The organism is Acidobacterium sp. FHG110202_01, assembly GCF_059115305.1.
Map to the genome: position 1 here is coordinate 15,533 of NZ_JBZYWJ010000003.1, position 18,706 is coordinate 34,238.

An 18,706-nucleotide genomic window follows, 5' to 3' on the forward strand; every position below is an offset into this window, starting at 1 on the left:
GAGGTAGTTCCCTGAATCAGCCTCATGGCTGAGTTCAGCTTTTGCAACACCCCGTGCTCCTCCCAGACTTAGCATTTAAACAATGCGCTTGATGAACACGTTATCGCCAGCTAAGAACGGAACGGTTCTACTCTGGCTTATAGCTATTTTCAAACATCCCGCACGGATTTTGAGGAAATAGGAGTTTTCAAGGTAGCCGGAATACGACAGCCGGCCTGTACTTCATTTCTATTCATCCCGCAACGTCGTGGCGGGATCGATGCGTGCAATGCGCAGAGTAGGCACCATGGCCGCGATGAGAATGACGGATACCAGCGTCAGGACCACGGCGAGGATGGTGCGCACATCATAGACGCCTACTCCATAGAGCACGCTGCGCATGGCGCGCAGTGCTCCTGCGCAAAGGATGAGACCCAGGACAAGGCCCAGTGCTGAAGCACGCACTCCCGGCGCACCGATGTGAATCATAGCCTGGCGGACAGTGGAACCCAAAGCAATGCGGATGCCGATTTCGCGCGTCTTCTGCGCGATGATATTTGCTACCAGGGCGAAGATTCCGATAGCGCTCATCAGGAGAGCCAGCGCCGCCATCGCGCTCAGCAACGCGACTTCCACGCGCTGTGTCGCCAGAGTTTTCTGGAGCAGGTCGCGCATGCTGTAGAAGCCGGAGAACGGCAGGTTGGGATCAGCGCTGGCCAGCTCGCGCTGCATCTGCGCGGTCAATCCTTCCACCGGATGGGAAGTACGCACGATCCAGCTGGGCTGGAACCAGACGTGAATCACCGCGAGCTGCTGGCCCTCCACTTGAGCAGCGGGGATATACATGGTCGCCTCGCTGGTGAGAGGCGCTATGGGATCGATACCCGGCGCCATGGCCACATCTTCCACCACTCCGACAATCACCATGCCCTTAAGCAGGTGACGGCCCACCGGATTTGCGCCATGAAAAAACTTCCGCATGAAAGCGCGGTTGACGATGGCTACCTGTTGCGCGTCCGGCCCGTCTGCATCCGTGAAAGTGCGCCCAGCGAGAACCGGGACCTGCAGTGCCGCAAAGTAATCAGGCGTGACGTAAACTTCATCGGCCATGGCCTTCTGCCCTGCTTCCTTGCCATCGCCGATGTTGATTCCTCCCATGACGACGGAGCGCTCATAGGGCAAGCCCAGCCCCACAGCGGCCTGTTCGACTCCGGGAATCTGCCGCATGGCCGCTGTGCTTTCATCGAGCAGCTTTCGGAATGCCACAGCGTCGTGATACTGCACATTGTCGAGCGAGGCTTTTGCGGTCATCACTCCGGTTGGGTTGAATCCGGGCGGCAGAGTCTGAAGATGGATAAGCGTGCGGATGAGCAATCCGGAAGCCGCGAGCAAAACGACGGTGAGCGCGACCTCGCTCGCGATCAATGCCTGCCGCAGTCCAAGATGGTCGCCGCCTGTCGCGGCATGGCCACCGATGGCGGAGCGCAGATCGAGCTTTCGTGTTGTCAGCGCCGGAAGCATTCCAAAAAGCACGCTGGTCAGCAAAGAGACTAAAAGTGTAAAGGCCAGCACACGTCCGTCGAGAGAGACATCAGCCACGGGCAGAAAATGCTCGGGCAGCAGCAGGAGCAATCCGCGCAATGCGACGAAGCCGACAGCCACGCCCGCTGCTCCGCCTGCGATGGCCAGAAGAAGGTTCTCGATCCAGAGCTGCTTTTGGATCTGCCAGCGCGAGGCGCCGAGCGCCAGCCGCGTCGCAATCTCAGGCATGCGCCGCAGCACGCGCACAAGCGTCAGGCCGGCAAGGTTGGCGCAGGCAATCAGCAGGATGAATCCTGCCGCCAGCATCAGCGCCAGGGCCTGTGGGCGCAGCGTGGCGGTTTCTCCTTTTTGAAGAGGAACGGAATAGTAGCTCACGTCTGCGCCGGGGTTATCTTCCAGCTCATAGCGGCGCGTACGCAGCGACCAGGCGCGGTTGATCTCGGCATCGGCCTCCTGCCAGGTGGCGCCGTCGCGCAGCCGGGTGATGGCCTCGAAGTTCGTTCCCCCACCTTCGCCATCACGGCTGGGCTGGAGCGCGGTGTACACGTCGGCGCTTACGGGAATGGTCGCTCCTTCAGGGAGCACGCCAATGACTGTGTATGGCTCGCCCTTGAGCAGAACAGCCTGGCCCAGAATCTTCGGATTCGAGCCAAAGGTGTTGCGCCACAGACCATAGCTCAGAATGACTGCCTTCGGCCCGTGCGGGCGGTCCTCCGCATCGGAGAAGTTGCGGCCGATCACGGGATGGATTGCAAGGACGTCGAGGTAGTGCTCAGAGATGCGGCCTGCGCGCAAGTACTCGACATGCGATCCGGACTGAAGATTGACTCCGGAAGGACGTATACCGGAAACAGCCGATACGAGAGCAGGAACATGATCGCGCAGCAGCTCCCATTGCTCGCCATTGACGTGATGCCTCTCGTCTGTAGCAACGGTGCCTCTGATCCGCGTGTAGATCGTGCCCATCCGCTCAGGATGCGCGTAAGGCAGGCTCTTGAGCATGAGCGCATTCACGATGGAGAAGATCGCGGTGTTCGCTCCGATTGAAAGCGCAAGGGTAAGGATCACGGTCACGGTGAATCCAGGATTACGCCAGAGCTGACGCAGTCCGTAACGCGCATCGCGCCAGAGGATCTCCATGCCGGCGCCCGCGCGACGGTCGCGCACGGCCTGCTTCACCTGCTCGACGCCGCCTATTTCTGCCAGTGCGGAGCGACGGGCCTCAGATGCGGACATGCCGGCAGCGATCTTCTCATCCGCCAGCAACTGAGCGTAAGCGCGGACTTCGTCATCGAGCTGGCCTTCGACCTGCTGCTTCCGGAAGAGGTTGCGCAGCAGGCTTTTTGTGCGTGACCAGAGTTCCATCCTGCACCTCTATATCGCCTTCAAAGCGTTGGTCATGGCGAGGGCTATTTTTGTCCATTGCGCTTTTTCTACTTCGAGCTGCGCTTTGCCTGCCTTCGTAAGCCGGTAATATTTTGCGCGACGGCTATTTTCCGATTCGCCCCAGAACCCACTCAGCCAGCCTGCTTCTTCCATGCGGTGCAGCGCTGGAAACAACGAGCCGGGCTTGACAAGGAATGTCCCCTGCGTGATCTGCTCGATGCGCCGCGAAATGCCCAGGCCGTGGAGTTCTCCTGTACCCAGGGCTTTGAGGATCAGCAGGTCGAGTGTGCCCTGCAGGAGGTTTGTCTGTTTTGCGCTCATTTCATTAAACCTATCGAATGACTATATGAGTCTCGACTTTCTCCTGCAGATTGTCAATAGGAAGCTGCGTGAGGCATCGAGTTGCCTTCCGAAAGGAAATGCAACAAGATGCATACAGAGACCTGCCGATGATCCGACCCCTGAACCTGCTCTGCCTGGGAGCGCTGATGGCTTTTTCCGCGACTGCGCAAAACACGCAATCAACGCCATTGTCCTATGACTGCTACCGCACCACAACGCCTATCCACATTGATGGGAAGCTCGATGATTCTGCCTGGAAAAAAGCGCCGTGGACGACTGATTTTGTCGATATCGAGGGCGCGGTCAAGCCGACGCCGCGCTTTCGGACACGCATAAAGATGTTGTGGGATGACAAGTATCTCTATATCGGAGCAGAACTGCAGGAACCGAATGTGACGGCCACGCTGCGCCAGCATGACTCCGTCATCTTTCATGACAACGACTTTGAAGTCTTCATCAAGCCACTGCCGGACACAGAGAACTACTACGAATTCGAGATCAACGCATTCAACACTGGCTGGGACCTTTTCCTGAATAGGCCCTACAACCAGGGCGGCAAAGCGGACAACAGCTGGGACATCGCCGGGCTGAAGACGGCTGTCGCGGTACAGGGGACGATCAATAATCCCGGCGACACCGACCAGGGATGGACGATCGAGATTGCTTATCCTCTGGATGCCTTTGCCTCGCGCCAGAATGTACCGCATCCGCAGCCAGGTACGGTGTGGCGCGCCAACTTCAGCCGCGTGGAGTGGAAGGCAGGTCAACCGAAGGAAGACAACTGGGTCTGGTCACCGCAGGGCGTTATCAACATGCACATCCCTGAACGCTGGGGCTATCTGCACTTTCGCTAGATTCACGACAGGCCGAGGCGCTGGGGAAATTCCTCGAGATCGAAGTCCTGCGGCAGACTTGCGCGCTCATGGATCAGTCGGCGCTGCTGGTATTGAAGGCCAAGGTGAAGGACTGCGATGCATGCTGCAGCGATGACCAGTCGGGCGGCGCTTCGTTGTATCCAGGCTTCAGCGCTTACAGCGGTATCAATATATTCCGGAAAGAGCAAAAGAAAGCCCGCGATTGCGAAGGCGATATTCTGCTTTGAATACGCGAGCGGCGCGGCAAAAGGCACGGTCATAAATCGTAGAAAAAATCCGTCGACCAGCAGCAGGCTGATTCCCTGCGCGACCAGCAAGCGGGCTATCATCACACGTAGATTTCCGAGCGCGGCTGGATGAAGCATCGCTCCGAGAAAAACGAGCGCTGTGGTGACACAAAGCACACGCAGAAGCGTCCAACGCTGTGTCGCGGCAATGTGTTCGCAATCCGGGCGTATACCGATTACGTGAAAAGGCCAGTTGGCCGGCAGCTCAAAAGGAACCGTAAAGGCAGCTTTAAATCCAATGACCAGCCAGAAGGCTGCGAGCGGCACAGCGGTATGCAGGCCTCTTTCTGAGAGCGCCAGTCTGACCGGCCCGTTGCCCGGCTGGAAGGCTACAGTGCCGGCGATGATGAGCGCCAATCCGATTCCCGCATAGATCGACAGATAGACGCGGTGCTGCGGCGCGCGCTTCAGCGTCTGGGTCATGAAGTGGTAGACCGCCCGCTGCGCAGGCCGATGGAGGATAGTTGAGTGAAGGATCTTGTTCTTTACCTCTGCCAGCCAGTTGCGGCTGTTCTTTGAAACAAATCCTTCGATCAGTCTGCGTGTCCGCCTGCGGTATGCAAGCGGGTAGGTGAGGCACGCGATCGAGACGACCACAAGCCAGGCCAGAATGCCAGTCTTCGCTAATGAGTGGAAAACAGGCAGCGCCGATGCTCCCTGGAGGAGCAGTTGGTAAAACCCCAGAAACCAGAATGGCGGAAAATACTGAATCGCATGACTGCCCGACGGCAGGAGAACCCGCAGCTCATGGGACAGAAGAGGAAAAAGGAAGAGTACGATCAGCAACACAGCAAGCGCAAGCGCCTGAAGCGTTGATGAAATCCATCTGAAGATTCGCTCTCCCAGGAGAGTCATCAAAATGCCTTCGAGCGCGATGAAGAATGCTGCGGCAAAGCTTCCGCTCGCGGCCACGGCGACGACATAGGCTGCAAGATGGCGGAAGAAGCTGGGCTCGTCTGCGATGGCCGTCAGAAAAATTGCGCCCAATATGCTGCTCCCGGCCAGGAATAAGCCCAGAAAGGCGATGAGTGAAGTGATCTTTGCCGCAAAAAGCTTGCGCGCCGCAACCGGCAGCGACGTCATGACAAGAACATCGATCTTGTCAGGGAAGAGCATGTCCCACTCGAAGACCGTGGCTGCCCCCGTAACTACAGCCGTATACATCACATAAAAATAGTGGTCGCTTACGCGCGGCCAGAACCCGCGTGGCGGAGCCGGAATAGGCGGCGGAAACCTGAAATACGATGGGATCAGAGACATTGCAAACATCAGCCCAGGTACGGCGATGGCGCAGAGTATTTGGATGACGCGCACGCTGTTCTCGCCATCAAGCGAGGTCAGCGGATTATCGAAGAACCGCCGGAAGAAGTGCGCAGCGAGAACAGCGAAGCGATTCATGCGCACGATTTCTTTCTGAGCGGCATTTGCCTGCACTTCCAACGAGAGCACAGGGGGTTCTGAAAGTATGCTAAGCATGGTTTGCCTTCATCACTTCGACCATTTCATTTGCGACTGCCTTCGTGTCCTGCTGCTCGACCAGCTGCGCGAAGACTCTTTCGAGACTGGGCAGCTGCATGAGCTGCGTCAGTTCTGATGGCGCGGCATTGGCTAGAATGTGCCCTTTGGCAATGACCATGACGCGGCTGCAGACCTGCTCCACGACTTCGAGCACATGCGAGATGTAGAGGACAGCTTTGCCCTCGGCGGCGAGCACTGTAAGCAGATCTTTGAAGAGACGCGCGGACACCACATCGAGCCCGGAAAGCGGCTCATCGAAGATCAGCAGCTGCGGGTTATGCATGAGAGCTGCTGCGATGAGAACACGCTGTTTCATGCCCTTGGAGTAGGAGGAGATCGGTGAATAGCGCCAGGAATCGAGCGCCAGCAGCTTGAGCATGGTGTTGGCTTTGAGCGCGATCAGCTTTTCTGTCATCCCCCGCAGCCGTCCGATGAGCTGTAGATATTCGAGCCCTGACAGATGCGTATACACATGTGCCTCTTCCGGCACGTAGCCGAGTGCCGCGCGATAGCGCACCAGGTCATCGTGAATCGATCTCCCCTGGAAAAGCACTTTGCCGGTATTCGGCCGAACCATGCCGGTGATGATCTTCACCGTCGTCGATTTTCCAGAGCCATTCGGGCCGAGGTAGCCGGCGATTTCGCCCGCGGCCAGCTGGAAGCTCACGTCTTCGACCGCGGGAATGCTGCGGTAGCGCTTGGTGATGTTCTGCAATTCGAGGACAGGCGCAGTTTGCATGCACCCTATGTAGCAAACTACTCATTGGCTCGTCAAGTAGCATGCTACATAGGTATAATGCCGCGCATGGGTTCTGACCCGAGACTTTCGCATACCGCCGCCATGATCCTGCGTGCCATCAGCGCCGGCTATATCTATGGCTTCAGCGTGATGGAAATGACCGGACTGCCGAGCGGCACGGTCTATCCGGCCATGCGCCGTCTGGAGCGTGACGGGCTGATTCAATCCAAGTGGGAGTCTGAGTCTATCGCAACAGCGGAGCAGCGGCCTCCGCGCAAGTATTACAAACTCACCCGCGCGGGCAAGACGACTCTCGATGCCTCGCTCAAACGCTATCCATTGCTTGAAAAACTGATTCCGCAGACCGAGGTGGAGCACGCATGATTGGCATGTATCTCGCGCTGCACTGTGCCTCCTGGATGGTGCCTGAGGATGAGCGCTTCGAATGGCTGAAGGAATGGACTGCTGAGCTGTGTCATGTTCGTAGCAAAACAACGCAGCGGCAGACAGCGGCCTTTGTTGCAGGAGCTTTTCAGGATGCCTTTCATCTTGCTGTGCACGGGCTGATTCGCCACAAAAGAATTCATCCCTTTCGCTCGCCTGTGCGTTGCCTTTCACTCCTTCTGTTGATGGGCATGGCCGCAGCCGGAATTGCATTTCTGTTGCCCGGAACGCGCACGCTGCTGCTTCCCTTGCCATATAACGATGCCCATGACCTGGTGGTTGTTTCCCCCGATAAGAGTACTCAGGATTGGTGTCCCAAAGTCGGTGTGGATGAATATCTGCGATGGAAGAAAGATGCGCGGCATATCTTCAGCAGCCTGGCCTACTACCAGATCGTGCAGAAACAGATCCACGCCGGCCATGGCGCAACGGCAGAACTTTCTATCGTGCACGCGACTGGCAATCTTCTGAGCGTGCTCGATACTCCACGCTTTCCCGTATCCTCCTCGCTTTCTGAAGGCGTATCAAAGCTTGTTCTGAGCGATGTGGCCTGGCACAGATATTTCCATGCTGATCCGCACCTTGCTGGCCGCACGGTTTTTGTGATGGGAGAAAAGGCAGTCGTCGTAGGAATCGCCAAGCCGGATGCCTGGCGGCTTCCTGGCAAGGCTGACGCGTGGCTTCTTGAAGGCGCTGACAGGCCCGGCAAATTTTCTCTCTCCATGCAGGGCTTTGCTGTGGCCCGCATGCAATCCGCAATCACCAAAGAGCAGCCGGATGGAAACTGGCGCATGCTGGTGCCGAACGAAGGCGGAGGCTACGACAGCTTTGCCTGTGTTTCCGTAGATGAACTGGCGCGACAGCCTCTGATGGCGTTCCTCTTCCCTTTCATGCTCGCGCTGCTTGCGCTGCCGGCAACCACTTCTCTTCCACTTGGCGAGTATCCGGTTCATCCGCAGCAGCAGCCGTGGTCGATTTATCTGCGGCGCTGGATATTTTTGACGACGAAGCTCACGCTGGTTGTGCCTGTGGTCTATTTTGCGTCGCTCGATCTTTCATACTTATCTCCGGCGATGCATCTGGAATCGTCGCAGTGCCTGCAATTATGCCTGTCGTTTGCAGGAATGCTTGCGGCCCTGCGGTGGATCCTGCGCGACCAGCGGAGACGCTGCCCGGTTTGTTTGCAGGTCCTGCGAAATCCCGTCCACGTCGGGGAGCCGACGAGGAACTTCCTTGCATGGAACGGCACAGAGCTGATCTGCGTTGTGGGACACGGCCTGCTGCACGTTCCGGAAATCCCCACCAGCTGGTTCAGCACACAGCGCTGGCTGTATCTCGACCCCTCATGGAGGCCTATCTTCCGGCCGGAAGCGGCGCTGCGCGCTTCATAGAAGGCTCCTCACCGCTCTACACTGAAAGAACAAAGGAAGTTAAACGATGATCCGTTCTTACCAGGGACATACGCCTGTGATTCCGGAGAGCTGCTATGTCGATATCTCGGCGCAGGTGCTGGGCGATGTTGCGCTGGGCGAGCACTCGAGTGTGTGGATGAATGCCGTGGTGCGCGGCGATGTGAACTCGATCCGCGTCGGCGCACATTCCAACATTCAGGATTGTGCTGTACTGCACGGCATGCGCTATGTGTATCCGGTAATTGTGGGCGATTACGTGACCATCGGACACAATGCGACAGTTCACGGCTGCGTAGTGGAAGACGCCTGCCTGATCGGCATGGGCGCTGTGATTCTGAACAATGCGCGTATCGGCGAAGGATCGATCATTGCAGCAGGCGCTGTGATTCCGGAACATACTGTCATTCCACCGAAGTCGCTGGTGGCAGGCGTTCCGGGCAAGGTGCGGCGCGAGCTTACGCCTGATGACCGCGAACTGATTCTGAAGTACGCGAGGAATTATCTGGATTACACGAAGATTTATCTCGAAGAGCAGAAGAACTGGAAGTGAACATGGCCACCGATGAGACATCCCATGGGATGTCTCATGATATTTTAAGATGTGCGAATAGTATTCGACACCTCGGTGCTGGTGGCTGGGCTTCGAAGCCGAAACGGAGCGTCAAATGCGTTGTTGCAAGAGGTATATGCCAACCACATAACAATGCTGATTAGCCCTCCACTCTTTTTAGAATACGAGGAGGTTTTGTTGAGAGCAGAACATCGTCTCTCAGCAACTTATGTAGAAGAATTTCTCTCCTGGGTTGCAGCATTAGCGAAACCCATTGAGATTCATTTTCGCTGGCGGCCTCAACTTCCCGACCCGTCAGACGAAATTGTTCTTGAAACAGCAATCAACGGGATGGCAGATGCAATTGTTACGCATAATATTCGAGACTTCGCTGCGGCCCAGCAGCGCTTTCGCCTGAAGATTATGCGTCCCGCCGAATTATTAGAGAGGATGCGATCATGAGCAAAGCAACCTATCCGCTGAAACTACCTATTTCCATTAAGAAGGCCGCACAAAAATTGGCCAAAGAGGATGGCGTTTCTTTGAATCAATGGATTGCTGTGGCAGTTGCGGAAAAAGTCGGTGTAGCAGAGACTGCGGCGGAATTCTTTGCGCGGCGCGCGAATAAAGGCAACAAGAGCGCATTCCTAAAACTCTTGCGCAACGCTCCCGATGTAAAGCCATTGCCTGGCGACGAAATCGAATAATTTACCAATCGCTTCTCGCGCCAGGCAGAAGCACGACGCGAGGCTGCGCAGCCCCCTGTTAATCTAAGAATTAGGCCAATCTACAAGATGAGCACATTGAAAGCCGTTCGCGGCACGCGGGATTTACTGCCGTCTGAAACCGAATTATGGAACAAAGTTGAAGCTACGGCACGGCGTGTCTTTGCGCGGTACAACTTTGGAGAAATCCGCACACCTGTTTTTGAGGACACGCAACTGTTTGCGCGCGGCGTGGGCGAAGAGACCGACATCGTCTCAAAAGAGATGTACACGTGGGAAGACCGCGCACGTGCGCAGTCAGAGAAGTCGCAATCACTCACGCTGCGGCCGGAAAATACTGCGGGCGTCGTTCGTGCCTACATCGAGCACAAGCTGGGCGAGACGGGGCTGCTGCAGAAGCTCTATTACATCGGACCGCAGTTCCGGCGCGAGCGCCCGCAGAAGGGACGCTACCGGCAGTTCTATCAGATTGGCGCTGAGGTGATCGGGCCGCCGAGCGCGGGCTCGGAGTCGCCACTGCGCGATGCGGAAGTGCTGGAGATGTTGGCCACGCTGCTCGATGAGCTGGGCATCACAGGCTGGCGGCTCGAAATCAATTCTGTCGGGTCGGCAACAGATCGCCCGCGCTATGTTGCTGCGCTGCGCGAGGCGCTGGCTCCGGTCAAGCATCTGATGAGCACCGACAACCAGCGGCGGGCAGAGACCAATCCTCTGCGCGTGCTCGATTCGAAGGACCCGAACGATCAGGAGATCATCGAAAAGCTGCCGAAGATTGCGGATTATCTCGATGAGGATTCGAAGGCGCACTTTGCCGCTGTCTGCGCGGCACTCGATGCCTGTGGGGTGAAGTACGAAGTGAATCCGAGATTGGTGCGCGGGCTTGATTACTACACGCGCACGACTTTCGAGTTCACGCATGGCGGGCTGGGCGCGCAGAATGCGCTGCTCGGAGGCGGACGCTACGACGGCCTGTCGGAGCTGATTGGAGGGCCGAAGGCTCCGGGCATTGGCTTTGCCATGGGCGCTGACCGGCTTATTCTCACGCTCGAAGCGCAGGCCGTGCAGCAGACTGTTCTGGCTGATGCCTATATCGCGCCGCTTGGGGAAACGCTGAATCCTGCTGCACTGGAGCTGGCGCGCGAGCTGCGGCGCAATGGATTGCGCATCGAGCTGGGTGATGGGGCATTCCGTTTAAAGAAATCATTCGAGATGGGAAACAAGCTGGCGCGAAAGATTGTGCTGCTCGGCGAGGATGAGCTCAAATCCGGTATCTTGACTGTGAAGGACTTCGCTTCGGGTGAGCAGACAAAAGTGCCGCGCGCAGAGCTGGCATCCGTGCTTGGGGCGAAGTAAAAGCAGGTTCTTCGACTGCGCTTCGCTACGCTCAGAATGACAAGATTGAGAAGTTACGCTCGCAAGAGCTAAGGGACTATACATTGCTCGATTTTTTGGGAACACTCGAACGCACACACACCTGCGGCGAGCTTCGCGCTCAGGACGCAGGCAAATCTGTTGTTCTGCTGGGATGGGTCAACCGCCGCCGCGACCACGGCAACCTCATCTTTCTTGATCTGCGCGACCGCTATGGCATTTCGCAGGTCGTTCTCGATAAGGACCTGAGCCCTGCCGGACATGCGAAGGCGGAGCAGGCGCGGTCTGAGTATGTGATCGCGGCCATCGGCAAGGTGCGTCTGCGCGACAAGGATGTCATCAATCCCAAGATGGCGACCGGCGAGATCGAAGTTGTCGCGGATGAGATTCGCATTCTCAATGACGCGAAGGTTCCGCCGTTTTCACCGGCTGAAGATGCAATCGTCAATGAAGAGGTGCGGCTGAAGTACCGCTATCTCGACCTGCGCCGCGCTGAAATGCAACACAACTTCGAAGTGCGTCACAAGGTCACGCTGGCAGTGCGCGAGTATCTGTCGCAACAGAATTTCTTTGAGATCGAAACTCCGTTCATGACGCGATCGACGCCCGAGGGCGCGCGCGATTACCTGGTGCCGAGCCGCGTGCATGCGGGAATGTTTTATGCGCTGCCGCAGTCGCCGCAGCTCTTCAAGCAGATTCTGATGATCTCCGGTTTCGACCGCTACTTCCAGATTGCACGCTGCTTCCGCGACGAAGACCTGCGCGCTGATCGCCAGCCGGAGTTCACGCAGATCGACCTCGAAATGACTTTCCCGCAGCAGGAGACGATCTTCCGCGTGGTCGAAGGCTTTCTGAAAGCCGCTTTTGAGGTCGCGGGCGAGAAGATCAGCACTCCGTTCCCACGCATGACCTACGACGATGCCATCCGCCTTTATGGCATTGATAAACCTGACCTGCGCCTTCCCCCCTTGACTGATGTCCGCGATGTATTCACTGCGGAGGAACTGGCGTCTCTGAAGATCGAAGCGGGGCTGCCGATCCTCGCCATTGTCATTCCGGGCCAGACGGAGATGAGCAACACGCAGAGGAAGGCGTTTGCTCAGGAAATGGACACGGCAGCCGGTCCCGATCTTGCGTTTCTCGACGTGCGCCGCCTGGAAAAGAGTCCGCAGTACGCGGCTCTGGCGCAGCGCATTGACAGCGCCGCGGCCAGGAACTGCGGGCTTGATCGGGTCGAGCCAGAAAACCGGCTCGTCGTCCTGTCGCCGCGCGTCGGGACGACCGCCCCGGCCAAAGACCATCTGTGGCTCTATAAGAAGGCAGGCCAGGTCCGCCTCGATCTGGCAAAGCGCTTCCAGGACGAGCACGGAGCCTTCGTAAAAAAAGGTACCGCCGACGATTACAGATTCCTTTGGGTCACCGATTTCCCCTTCTTCGAGTGGGACGAGGAGACAAAGGCCTGGACCTTCGCCCATCATCCCTTCACCTCGCCGCATGAGGATGACCTGAAGGCCGGGCGCATGGAGTCCGACCCGGAAGCCGTACGCGCTCTGGCTTATGACATTGTGCTGAACGGGCTCGAGCTTGGCTCGGGATCGATTCGTATTCACCGGCAGGACGTGCAGCAGCAGATCTTCCGCGCGCTCGGCATGTCAGAGGAAGAGGCGAAGGAGCGCTTCGGGTTCTTCCTGGACGCACTGCAGTACGGAACGCCTCCGCATGGCGGCATTGCGCTCGGCCTTGACCGCCTGGTGATGCTCCTTGCCGGCGCAAGCAGCCTGCGCGAAGTTATCGCCTTCCCCAAGACGGCCAAGGCCATCGACCTGATGGTCGATGCACCAACTCCGGTCAGCGATTCGCAACTGAAGGAGTTACATATCCGGACAGTGCTGAAGTCATAGCTGTAACCGTGATGCTCAAATCCCAGCGCATCGTAAAAGCGGTGCGCTGATTCCCGGTTCAGATTGTGGTCCTCGCAAATCAGGATTTTCGCCATGCCGAAAGAATAATCTTTCGGCGTTTATTTCTGCCCTCTTTCAGAGAAAGCTGGATATACTGCCGTTTCCAGTTATTGCGAAAAGAGGTTTTCCATGGCGCTTGACCGTCGCGCATTCCTCTCCACCTGCGGCCAGCTCGGTCTGGCTTCCACGCTTTTTCCCGGAGCGCTTTATACACTGGCGGCGCGGGCGGAAACACCCGACGGCATTGAGCCGGCAAAGATCACTCCGGAGATGGTCGACCAGGCCGCGACGCTGGCGGGAATCACTCTTGCTCCCGAGCAGAAGCAGATGATGCTCGACGGCTTGAATGATCAGCGCAACTCCTACGATGCAATTCGCAAACTGCATCTGCCGAACAGCGTGCCGCCTGCTTATGTTTTCGATCCGCTGCCTCCGGGAGCAAAGGTCGATACGGAAAGGCGCGAACCACGCTACAGTAAGGCCCCTGCAGTTGTGACCGCCACTGCCAATCTTGAAGAGCTGGCTTTTGCTTCTGTTGTTAAGCTTGGCGATCTTGTGCGCCGAAAAAAGATTTCGTCAACTAATCTGACCGAGATGTACATCACGCGGCTCAAGCGATACGACCCAGTCTTGCATTTTGTGGTGACAATCACGGAAGAGCGCGCTCTTGCGCATGCGCGGGAGGCTGACTCAGAGATTGCTGCAGGAAAATATCGCGGACCATTGCACGGGCTTCCCTGGGGAGCGAAGGACCTGCTTGCCGTGAAGGGCTATCCGACGACCTGGGGTGCGGGCGGATTTGAGAAGCAGTCATTTGACGAAGACGCGACTGTGGTCAAGCGCCTCGATGCGGCTGGCGCTGTGCTGATTGCCAAGACGACGCTCGGCGCCCTAGCCATGGGCGATAAGTGGTTCGGAGGACGGACGCGCAATCCGTGGAATCCGAAGCAGGGATCAAGCGGCTCTTCAGCCGGCTCGGCCTCATCTACGGCTGCAGGCTGCGTGGCCTTTTCCATCGGATCAGAAACGCTGGGCTCCATCGCATCGCCTTCGACGCGCTGCGGCGCAACCGGCCTGCGGCCTACATTTGGATTTGTGCCACGCACCGGAGCCATGGCCCTGAGCTGGACGATGGACAAACTGGGCCCGATCTGCCGCGCGGTGGAAGACTGCGCCATCGTTATGCATGCCATCTACGGCCCGGATGGGCAGGACCTGGCCGCGCGAGATGCCGCGTTCAACTGGGATGCGGAGCTCGATTGGAAAACGCTGCGTGTGGGATACCTCAAGAAAGATTTTGAGCCGCCGAAGAATCCGGAAACGCTGGATGAGAAGTCTCTGGATGGCTTATCAGAAGAAGAAAAGAAGAAACGGAAGAAAGAGCAAAGCGACACCAATGCCTGGCGCGCGCGACGTGCTTATGATCTGAAATACGACCAGGCAGCGCTGGACAAGCTGCGAGTGATGGGTGTGAACCTTGTTCCTCTCGAACTGCCTGATCTTCCTTATGATGCGATAACACCGCTGCTCTCAGCCGAGGCCGCGGCGGCCTTCGATGAACTGACTCTGAGCGGCCACGATAAATTACTGACCGAACAGAGCGCAGGCGATTGGCCAAACATCTTCCGCACCTCGCGCTTTTATCCGGCGGTCGAATACATCCAGGCCAACCGCGCGCGCACGCTTGCGGTTCGCGAGGTGTCAAAGCTGTTCGAACAGGTGGATGTCATTGTCGCCTCCACCAGCAGCAAGCAGCTCTCGGTCACTAATCTCACCGGGCATCCCGCTGTGATTGTGCCCAATGGAATTCGGGGAAATGACGCGCCTGTTCCTCCGCGCATCGACACAGGGGACGATGACTCGATCGGCGGTCCAGGCACTCCGGTGAGCATCACCTTCCTCGGTGGACATTATCAGGACGCGAAGCTCTGCGCCTTTGCCAAGGCCTACCAGGATGCAACCGGCTTCCACAAATTGCACCCAAAGCTGGCTGGTAGCTAAGGAGTAAACAGCGCTTCGCGTTGGCACGCCCTTCGCCGTGTCAGCTTAAAAAGCGGTTAGCTAAAACCTAACAAAAGCTATCCGGTTTCTTAGCTGACCGTTTTCATCGCTGGCCGTTCTTCCGCTAACCTTTAACCGTGCCCCTAATTACCGTCGAGCATCTCTCGAAAAGCTATCTGAGGCGTGAAGGATTGCGCAGTGAGCAGGCGCTGGTGGTTGACGATGTCTCGTTCACTATCGAGCGCGGCGAGACGCTTGGGCTGGTTGGCGAATCTGGATCGGGCAAGAGCACGATTGCGCGCATGGTGCTGGGCCTGATTGAGCCATCATCCGGTCGCGTTATGTTTGACGGGCAATCCATTACAGGCGCGATGCAGCGCAGCCTGCAGCCATTGCGCCGGCGGATGCAGCCTGTCTTTCAGGACCCCTTTGCCGCGCTCAATCCGCGCATGCGCGTTTCTGAGATTGTTGCTGAGCCGCTGGTGATCCATCGAGCCGCACCGAAAAATGATCTCCGGGCAAAATCAGCAGAATTGTTGCGCTCCGTCGGACTCGATGAGTCGGTGCTCGATCGCTATCCGCATGAGTTTTCCGGAGGGCAGCGGCAGCGCATCAACATTGCGCGCGCTCTGGCGCTCAGGCCGGAAATGCTGGTGCTGGACGAGCCAGTATCGGCGCTCGATGTGAGCGTAGGCGCGCAGATTGTAAATCTGCTGCGTGATCTGCAGCGCGAATTTCAGCTGACGTACCTGTTTATTTCGCACTCGATGCCGCTGGTGCGCTATCTTTCGACGAACATCGCCGTGCTGCAGCGCGGAAAGCTGGTTGAATACGGACCGCGCGATCAGATCTGCGGCAAACCGCAACAGGACTACACGCGGACGCTCATTTCAGCTACGCCTGAGATCAGGATTTGAACGCCATCTATCGCGGCCGTCTTGCTCCGTCGCCAACAGGATTGCTGCATCTGGGACATGCGCGCACTTTCTGGACGGCTTACCAGCGCGCAGTTGAGGCAGGCGGTACTCTCGTGATGCGCAACGAAGACCTGGATCCGCAGCGGTCGAAGCCCGAGTATGCCGAAGCGATGCTCGCAGACCTGCGCTGGCTCGGCATTCGCTGGCAAGAGGGGCCGGATGTGGATGGTGCTTATGCTCCATATGCGCAGAACCGACGGCGCGAACTTTATCTGGAAGCGTGGCGCAGGCTGGTCGAGGCGCAGTTTGTGTATCCTTGCCGCTGTTCACGCAAAGACCTGGTCCGGAGTGCACAGGCTCCGCACGATGAGGACGACGAACCGATCTATCCGGGAACCTGCCGTCCTGAGAGCAAAATTGTCGTTCCCTCGTCTCCTGCCGGCCTGAACTGGCGTTTCCGTGTGCCGGACGGCCTTGAAATCAGCTTTGAAGACGGTCATTTTGGCCCGGAGAGATACATAGCCGGGCATGATTTTGGCGACTTCCTCGTCTGGCGGCGCGATGATGTACCTGCGTATCAGCTGGCTGTGGTCGTGGATGATGCAGCCATGCGCATTACGGAAGTTGTGCGTGGAGCCGATCTGCTGCGCTCCACGGCGCGGCAGATTCTGCTGTATCGCGCGCTGGGGTTGACTCCGCCAGCCTGGTACCATTGCCCGCTTATGGCCGATGCGCAAGGCCAGCGCCTGGCCAAGCGCCACGACGCGCTCTCGCTGCGGGCGTTGCGCAAGCAGGGAAAGTCGCCTGAAGATGTCATCGCGATGTTCAGCGCAGCTGTCCTGCATGGTTGAGTACACTCTAGTCTTAGGTTCAGATGGCGTCTGACTTCGCACAGCAGGTAAAGCAGCAGGCCGATATCGTCAAAATCATCGGCGATTACGTGCGCCTGAAAAAAGCCGGAGCGCAGAATTACAGCGGGCTGTGCCCCTTCCATAAAGAGAAGTCGCCATCGTTTTCCGTGCATGCCACGCGACAGTTCTTTCATTGCTTCGGCTGCGGCGTTTCTGGAGATGTTTTCAGCTTCATCCAGAAGATCGAGAACGTCAGTTTCCCTGAGGCTGTGCGTTTTGTGGCGCAGAAGTGCGGCATTCCGCTACCCAAGCGTGAATTTTCTTCAGAAGAAGAGGCGCAGGAGGGCCGCCAGCGCGCCAAGCTGCTCGAATTGCACGAACTGGCAACGGTGTGGTTTGAGGAGCAGCTTCGTTCGCCGGAAGGTGCGCTGGCGCGGGAATATCTCACCGGTCGCGGACTTAAGCCTGAGGACATCCAGAAGTTCCGCATCGGCTATGCGCCGGATTCGTTTCATGCACTGCGCGAGCGGTTGCATTCCGTGGCCGACCAGGAGACGCTGCGGCTTTCCGGGCTTTTTTCTTTTAAACCGCAGGAAGACGGCACGCCCGGGCCGCTCTACTCACGCTTCCGCAAGCGCGTCACGTTCCCTATTGCAAATGAATCGGGACGCGTGATTGCTTTTACTGCACGGGCGCTGGAGGCGGGAGAGAAGGCTGGCCCGAAGTATCTCAACTCGCCGGAGACGCCGCTTTATTCCAAGGGCAACGTGCTCTTCAATCTCGATAAGGCGCGGCAGGCGATCCGCGAAACCGGTTTCGCTGTACTGGTCGAAGGGCAGATGGATTGCATCTCCGCCTATCTGGCTGGCGTGAAGAATGTGCTCGCCACCAGTGGCACGGCCTTTACCGAAGCACAGGTCCGATTGCTCGCGCGCTATACGACGCGCGTCATCGTGAACTTCGATCCCGATACGGCGGGCGCGAATGCAGCAGAAAAATCCATCGCGCTGCTCACAGAGGAAGGATTTGAAGTACGCGTGGTTACGCTCGAAGGCGGGCTCGATCCTGACCGCTATATCCGCGAGCATGGAACACCAGCCTATCTCTCGGCACTGCGCGGAGCGAAGCGGCATTCCGATTACCTGATCGAGCGGGCGCGGCAGCTCTTTCCGCCAATCACCGCCGATGCGAAGGTCAAGGCGCTCAATTTTCTTCTGCCGCACATCCGGCGCGTTCCGAACCGCATTGGACGCGACGAGTTTGCCGCAGACGCCGCGCAGAAATTGGGCATTGATTCCGCGTTGGTGCGCGAAGAGCTAAAACAGGCTGCCGCCAAACGCCGCGATTCGCTCTCCAGTGCAGCCCTCGCGGTGAGCGAGGCAGAAAAAGTGATTCTGCGTGCTCTGGCTATGCCACCTTCTGATTCTGCCTTTCAAGCGGCAGCTGCTGGATTGGACGCGAACGAGGCCCACTTCGAAGGGATGGCCGTCACGCAGATCCTGAAGCAGTTGCGACATCGCAACTCCCAGGAGCCAATGGAGACGATCGACGACCCGGCAGGCCGCAGCCTGCTTGCACAGACGCTGATGGGCGAGCTCTCTCCGCTAGACACCGAGCATATTTCTGCTGCGCTGGAGACTTTGAGGCATCGCTACCTGCAACGCCGGCAGCGCGAATTGCGGGCTGCGATTGCGGAAGCAGAGCGCCGGGGCGACGGTGTATCGCTTGTGAAACTGACGGTGGAAAAGCTGGCTATTGATCGTGCTCTTCGCGAATGATCCACTAAATTTGATTTTGAATCAGCGA

General features: G+C 57.7%; 16 protein-coding genes. 12 read left to right on the forward strand and 4 right to left on the reverse strand.

All coding sequences use genetic code 11. From position 1 onward, the window contains the following. Positions 1-228: 228 nt before the first annotated feature. Positions 229-2,886, reverse strand: coding sequence for an ADOP family duplicated permease (locus AC5S16_RS06440; protein WP_493929214.1), 2,658 nt, complete (start codon positions 2,884-2,886; stop codon positions 229-231). A gap of 9 nt (positions 2,887-2,895) precedes the next feature. Continuing rightward, on the reverse strand, positions 2,896-3,228 hold the full coding sequence (locus AC5S16_RS06445; protein WP_493929215.1) for a PadR family transcriptional regulator: 333 nt from the start codon (positions 3,226-3,228) through the stop codon (positions 2,896-2,898). A 128-nt stretch (positions 3,229-3,356) separates the two neighbouring features. Here AC5S16_RS06445 and AC5S16_RS06450 point away from each other — a divergent pair, with 128 nt between their 5' ends. Then, positions 3,357-4,103: a carbohydrate-binding family 9-like protein gene (locus tag AC5S16_RS06450; RefSeq protein WP_493929216.1), complete on the forward strand. Its 747-nt coding sequence runs from the start codon at positions 3,357-3,359 to the stop codon at positions 4,101-4,103. 2 nt (positions 4,104-4,105) lie between these two features. Here AC5S16_RS06450 and AC5S16_RS06455 read toward each other — a convergent pair whose 3' ends face one another. Together AC5S16_RS06455 and AC5S16_RS06460 are read right to left on the reverse strand one after the other, a co-directional pair. Continuing rightward, a complete protein-coding gene (locus AC5S16_RS06455; RefSeq protein WP_493929217.1) occupies positions 4,106-5,887 on the reverse strand; it encodes a hypothetical protein in 1,782 nt (593 codons plus the stop codon). Next, the gene (locus tag AC5S16_RS06460; RefSeq protein WP_493929218.1) at positions 5,880-6,668 is read right to left on the reverse strand and encodes an ABC transporter ATP-binding protein; all 789 of its coding nucleotides are present in this window, start codon (positions 6,666-6,668) and stop codon (positions 5,880-5,882) included. The genes AC5S16_RS06455 and AC5S16_RS06460 overlap by 8 nt, the downstream gene beginning before the upstream one ends. A gap of 57 nt (positions 6,669-6,725) precedes the next feature. Here AC5S16_RS06460 and AC5S16_RS06465 point away from each other — a divergent pair, with 57 nt between their 5' ends. From AC5S16_RS06465 to dnaG, 11 genes are all read left to right on the forward strand, one after another. Next, the gene (locus tag AC5S16_RS06465) at positions 6,726-7,052 is read left to right on the forward strand and encodes a PadR family transcriptional regulator (RefSeq protein ID WP_493929219.1); all 327 of its coding nucleotides are present in this window, start codon (positions 6,726-6,728) and stop codon (positions 7,050-7,052) included. Continuing rightward, positions 7,049-8,503, forward strand: a complete 1,455-nt coding sequence (locus AC5S16_RS06470) for a hypothetical protein (RefSeq protein ID WP_493929220.1) — start codon at positions 7,049-7,051, stop codon at positions 8,501-8,503. The genes AC5S16_RS06465 and AC5S16_RS06470 overlap by 4 nt, the downstream gene beginning before the upstream one ends. A 46-nt stretch (positions 8,504-8,549) precedes the next feature. Then, a complete protein-coding gene (locus AC5S16_RS06475; protein ID WP_493929221.1) occupies positions 8,550-9,074 on the forward strand; it encodes a gamma carbonic anhydrase family protein in 525 nt (174 codons plus the stop codon). Positions 9,075-9,125: 51 nt separating this feature from the next. Beyond that, positions 9,126-9,536 carry a putative toxin-antitoxin system toxin component, PIN family gene (locus tag AC5S16_RS06480; protein WP_493929222.1) on the forward strand — a complete coding sequence of 137 codons (411 nt, stop codon included), beginning with the start codon at positions 9,126-9,128 and terminating at the stop codon, positions 9,534-9,536. Beyond that, a complete protein-coding gene (locus AC5S16_RS06485; RefSeq protein WP_493929223.1) occupies positions 9,533-9,781 on the forward strand; it encodes a hypothetical protein in 249 nt (82 codons plus the stop codon). The genes AC5S16_RS06480 and AC5S16_RS06485 overlap by 4 nt, the downstream gene beginning before the upstream one ends. A gap of 87 nt (positions 9,782-9,868) precedes the next feature. Further along, complete coding sequence (gene hisS / locus AC5S16_RS06490; protein ID WP_493929224.1) at positions 9,869-11,152, forward strand: histidine--tRNA ligase; 1,284 nt, start codon at positions 9,869-9,871, stop codon at positions 11,150-11,152. A gap of 83 nt (positions 11,153-11,235) precedes the next feature. Then, the gene (aspS, locus tag AC5S16_RS06495) at positions 11,236-13,071 is read left to right on the forward strand and encodes an aspartate--tRNA ligase (protein WP_493929225.1); all 1,836 of its coding nucleotides are present in this window, start codon (positions 11,236-11,238) and stop codon (positions 13,069-13,071) included. Positions 13,072-13,260: 189 nt separating this feature from the next. Beyond that, the gene (locus AC5S16_RS06500; protein WP_493929226.1) at positions 13,261-15,132 is read left to right on the forward strand and encodes an amidase; all 1,872 of its coding nucleotides are present in this window, start codon (positions 13,261-13,263) and stop codon (positions 15,130-15,132) included. A gap of 191 nt (positions 15,133-15,323) precedes the next feature. Next, complete coding sequence (locus tag AC5S16_RS06505) at positions 15,324-16,049, forward strand: ATP-binding cassette domain-containing protein (RefSeq protein WP_493929227.1); 726 nt, start codon at positions 15,324-15,326, stop codon at positions 16,047-16,049. Then, positions 16,046-16,900, forward strand: coding sequence for a tRNA glutamyl-Q(34) synthetase GluQRS (gluQRS, locus tag AC5S16_RS06510; protein WP_493929228.1), 855 nt, complete (start codon positions 16,046-16,048; stop codon positions 16,898-16,900). The genes AC5S16_RS06505 and gluQRS overlap by 4 nt, the downstream gene beginning before the upstream one ends. Before the next feature lie 23 nt (positions 16,901-16,923). Further along, complete coding sequence (gene dnaG / locus AC5S16_RS06515; RefSeq protein ID WP_493929229.1) at positions 16,924-18,678, forward strand: DNA primase; 1,755 nt, start codon at positions 16,924-16,926, stop codon at positions 18,676-18,678. The last annotated feature ends 28 nt before the right edge of the window (positions 18,679-18,706 follow it).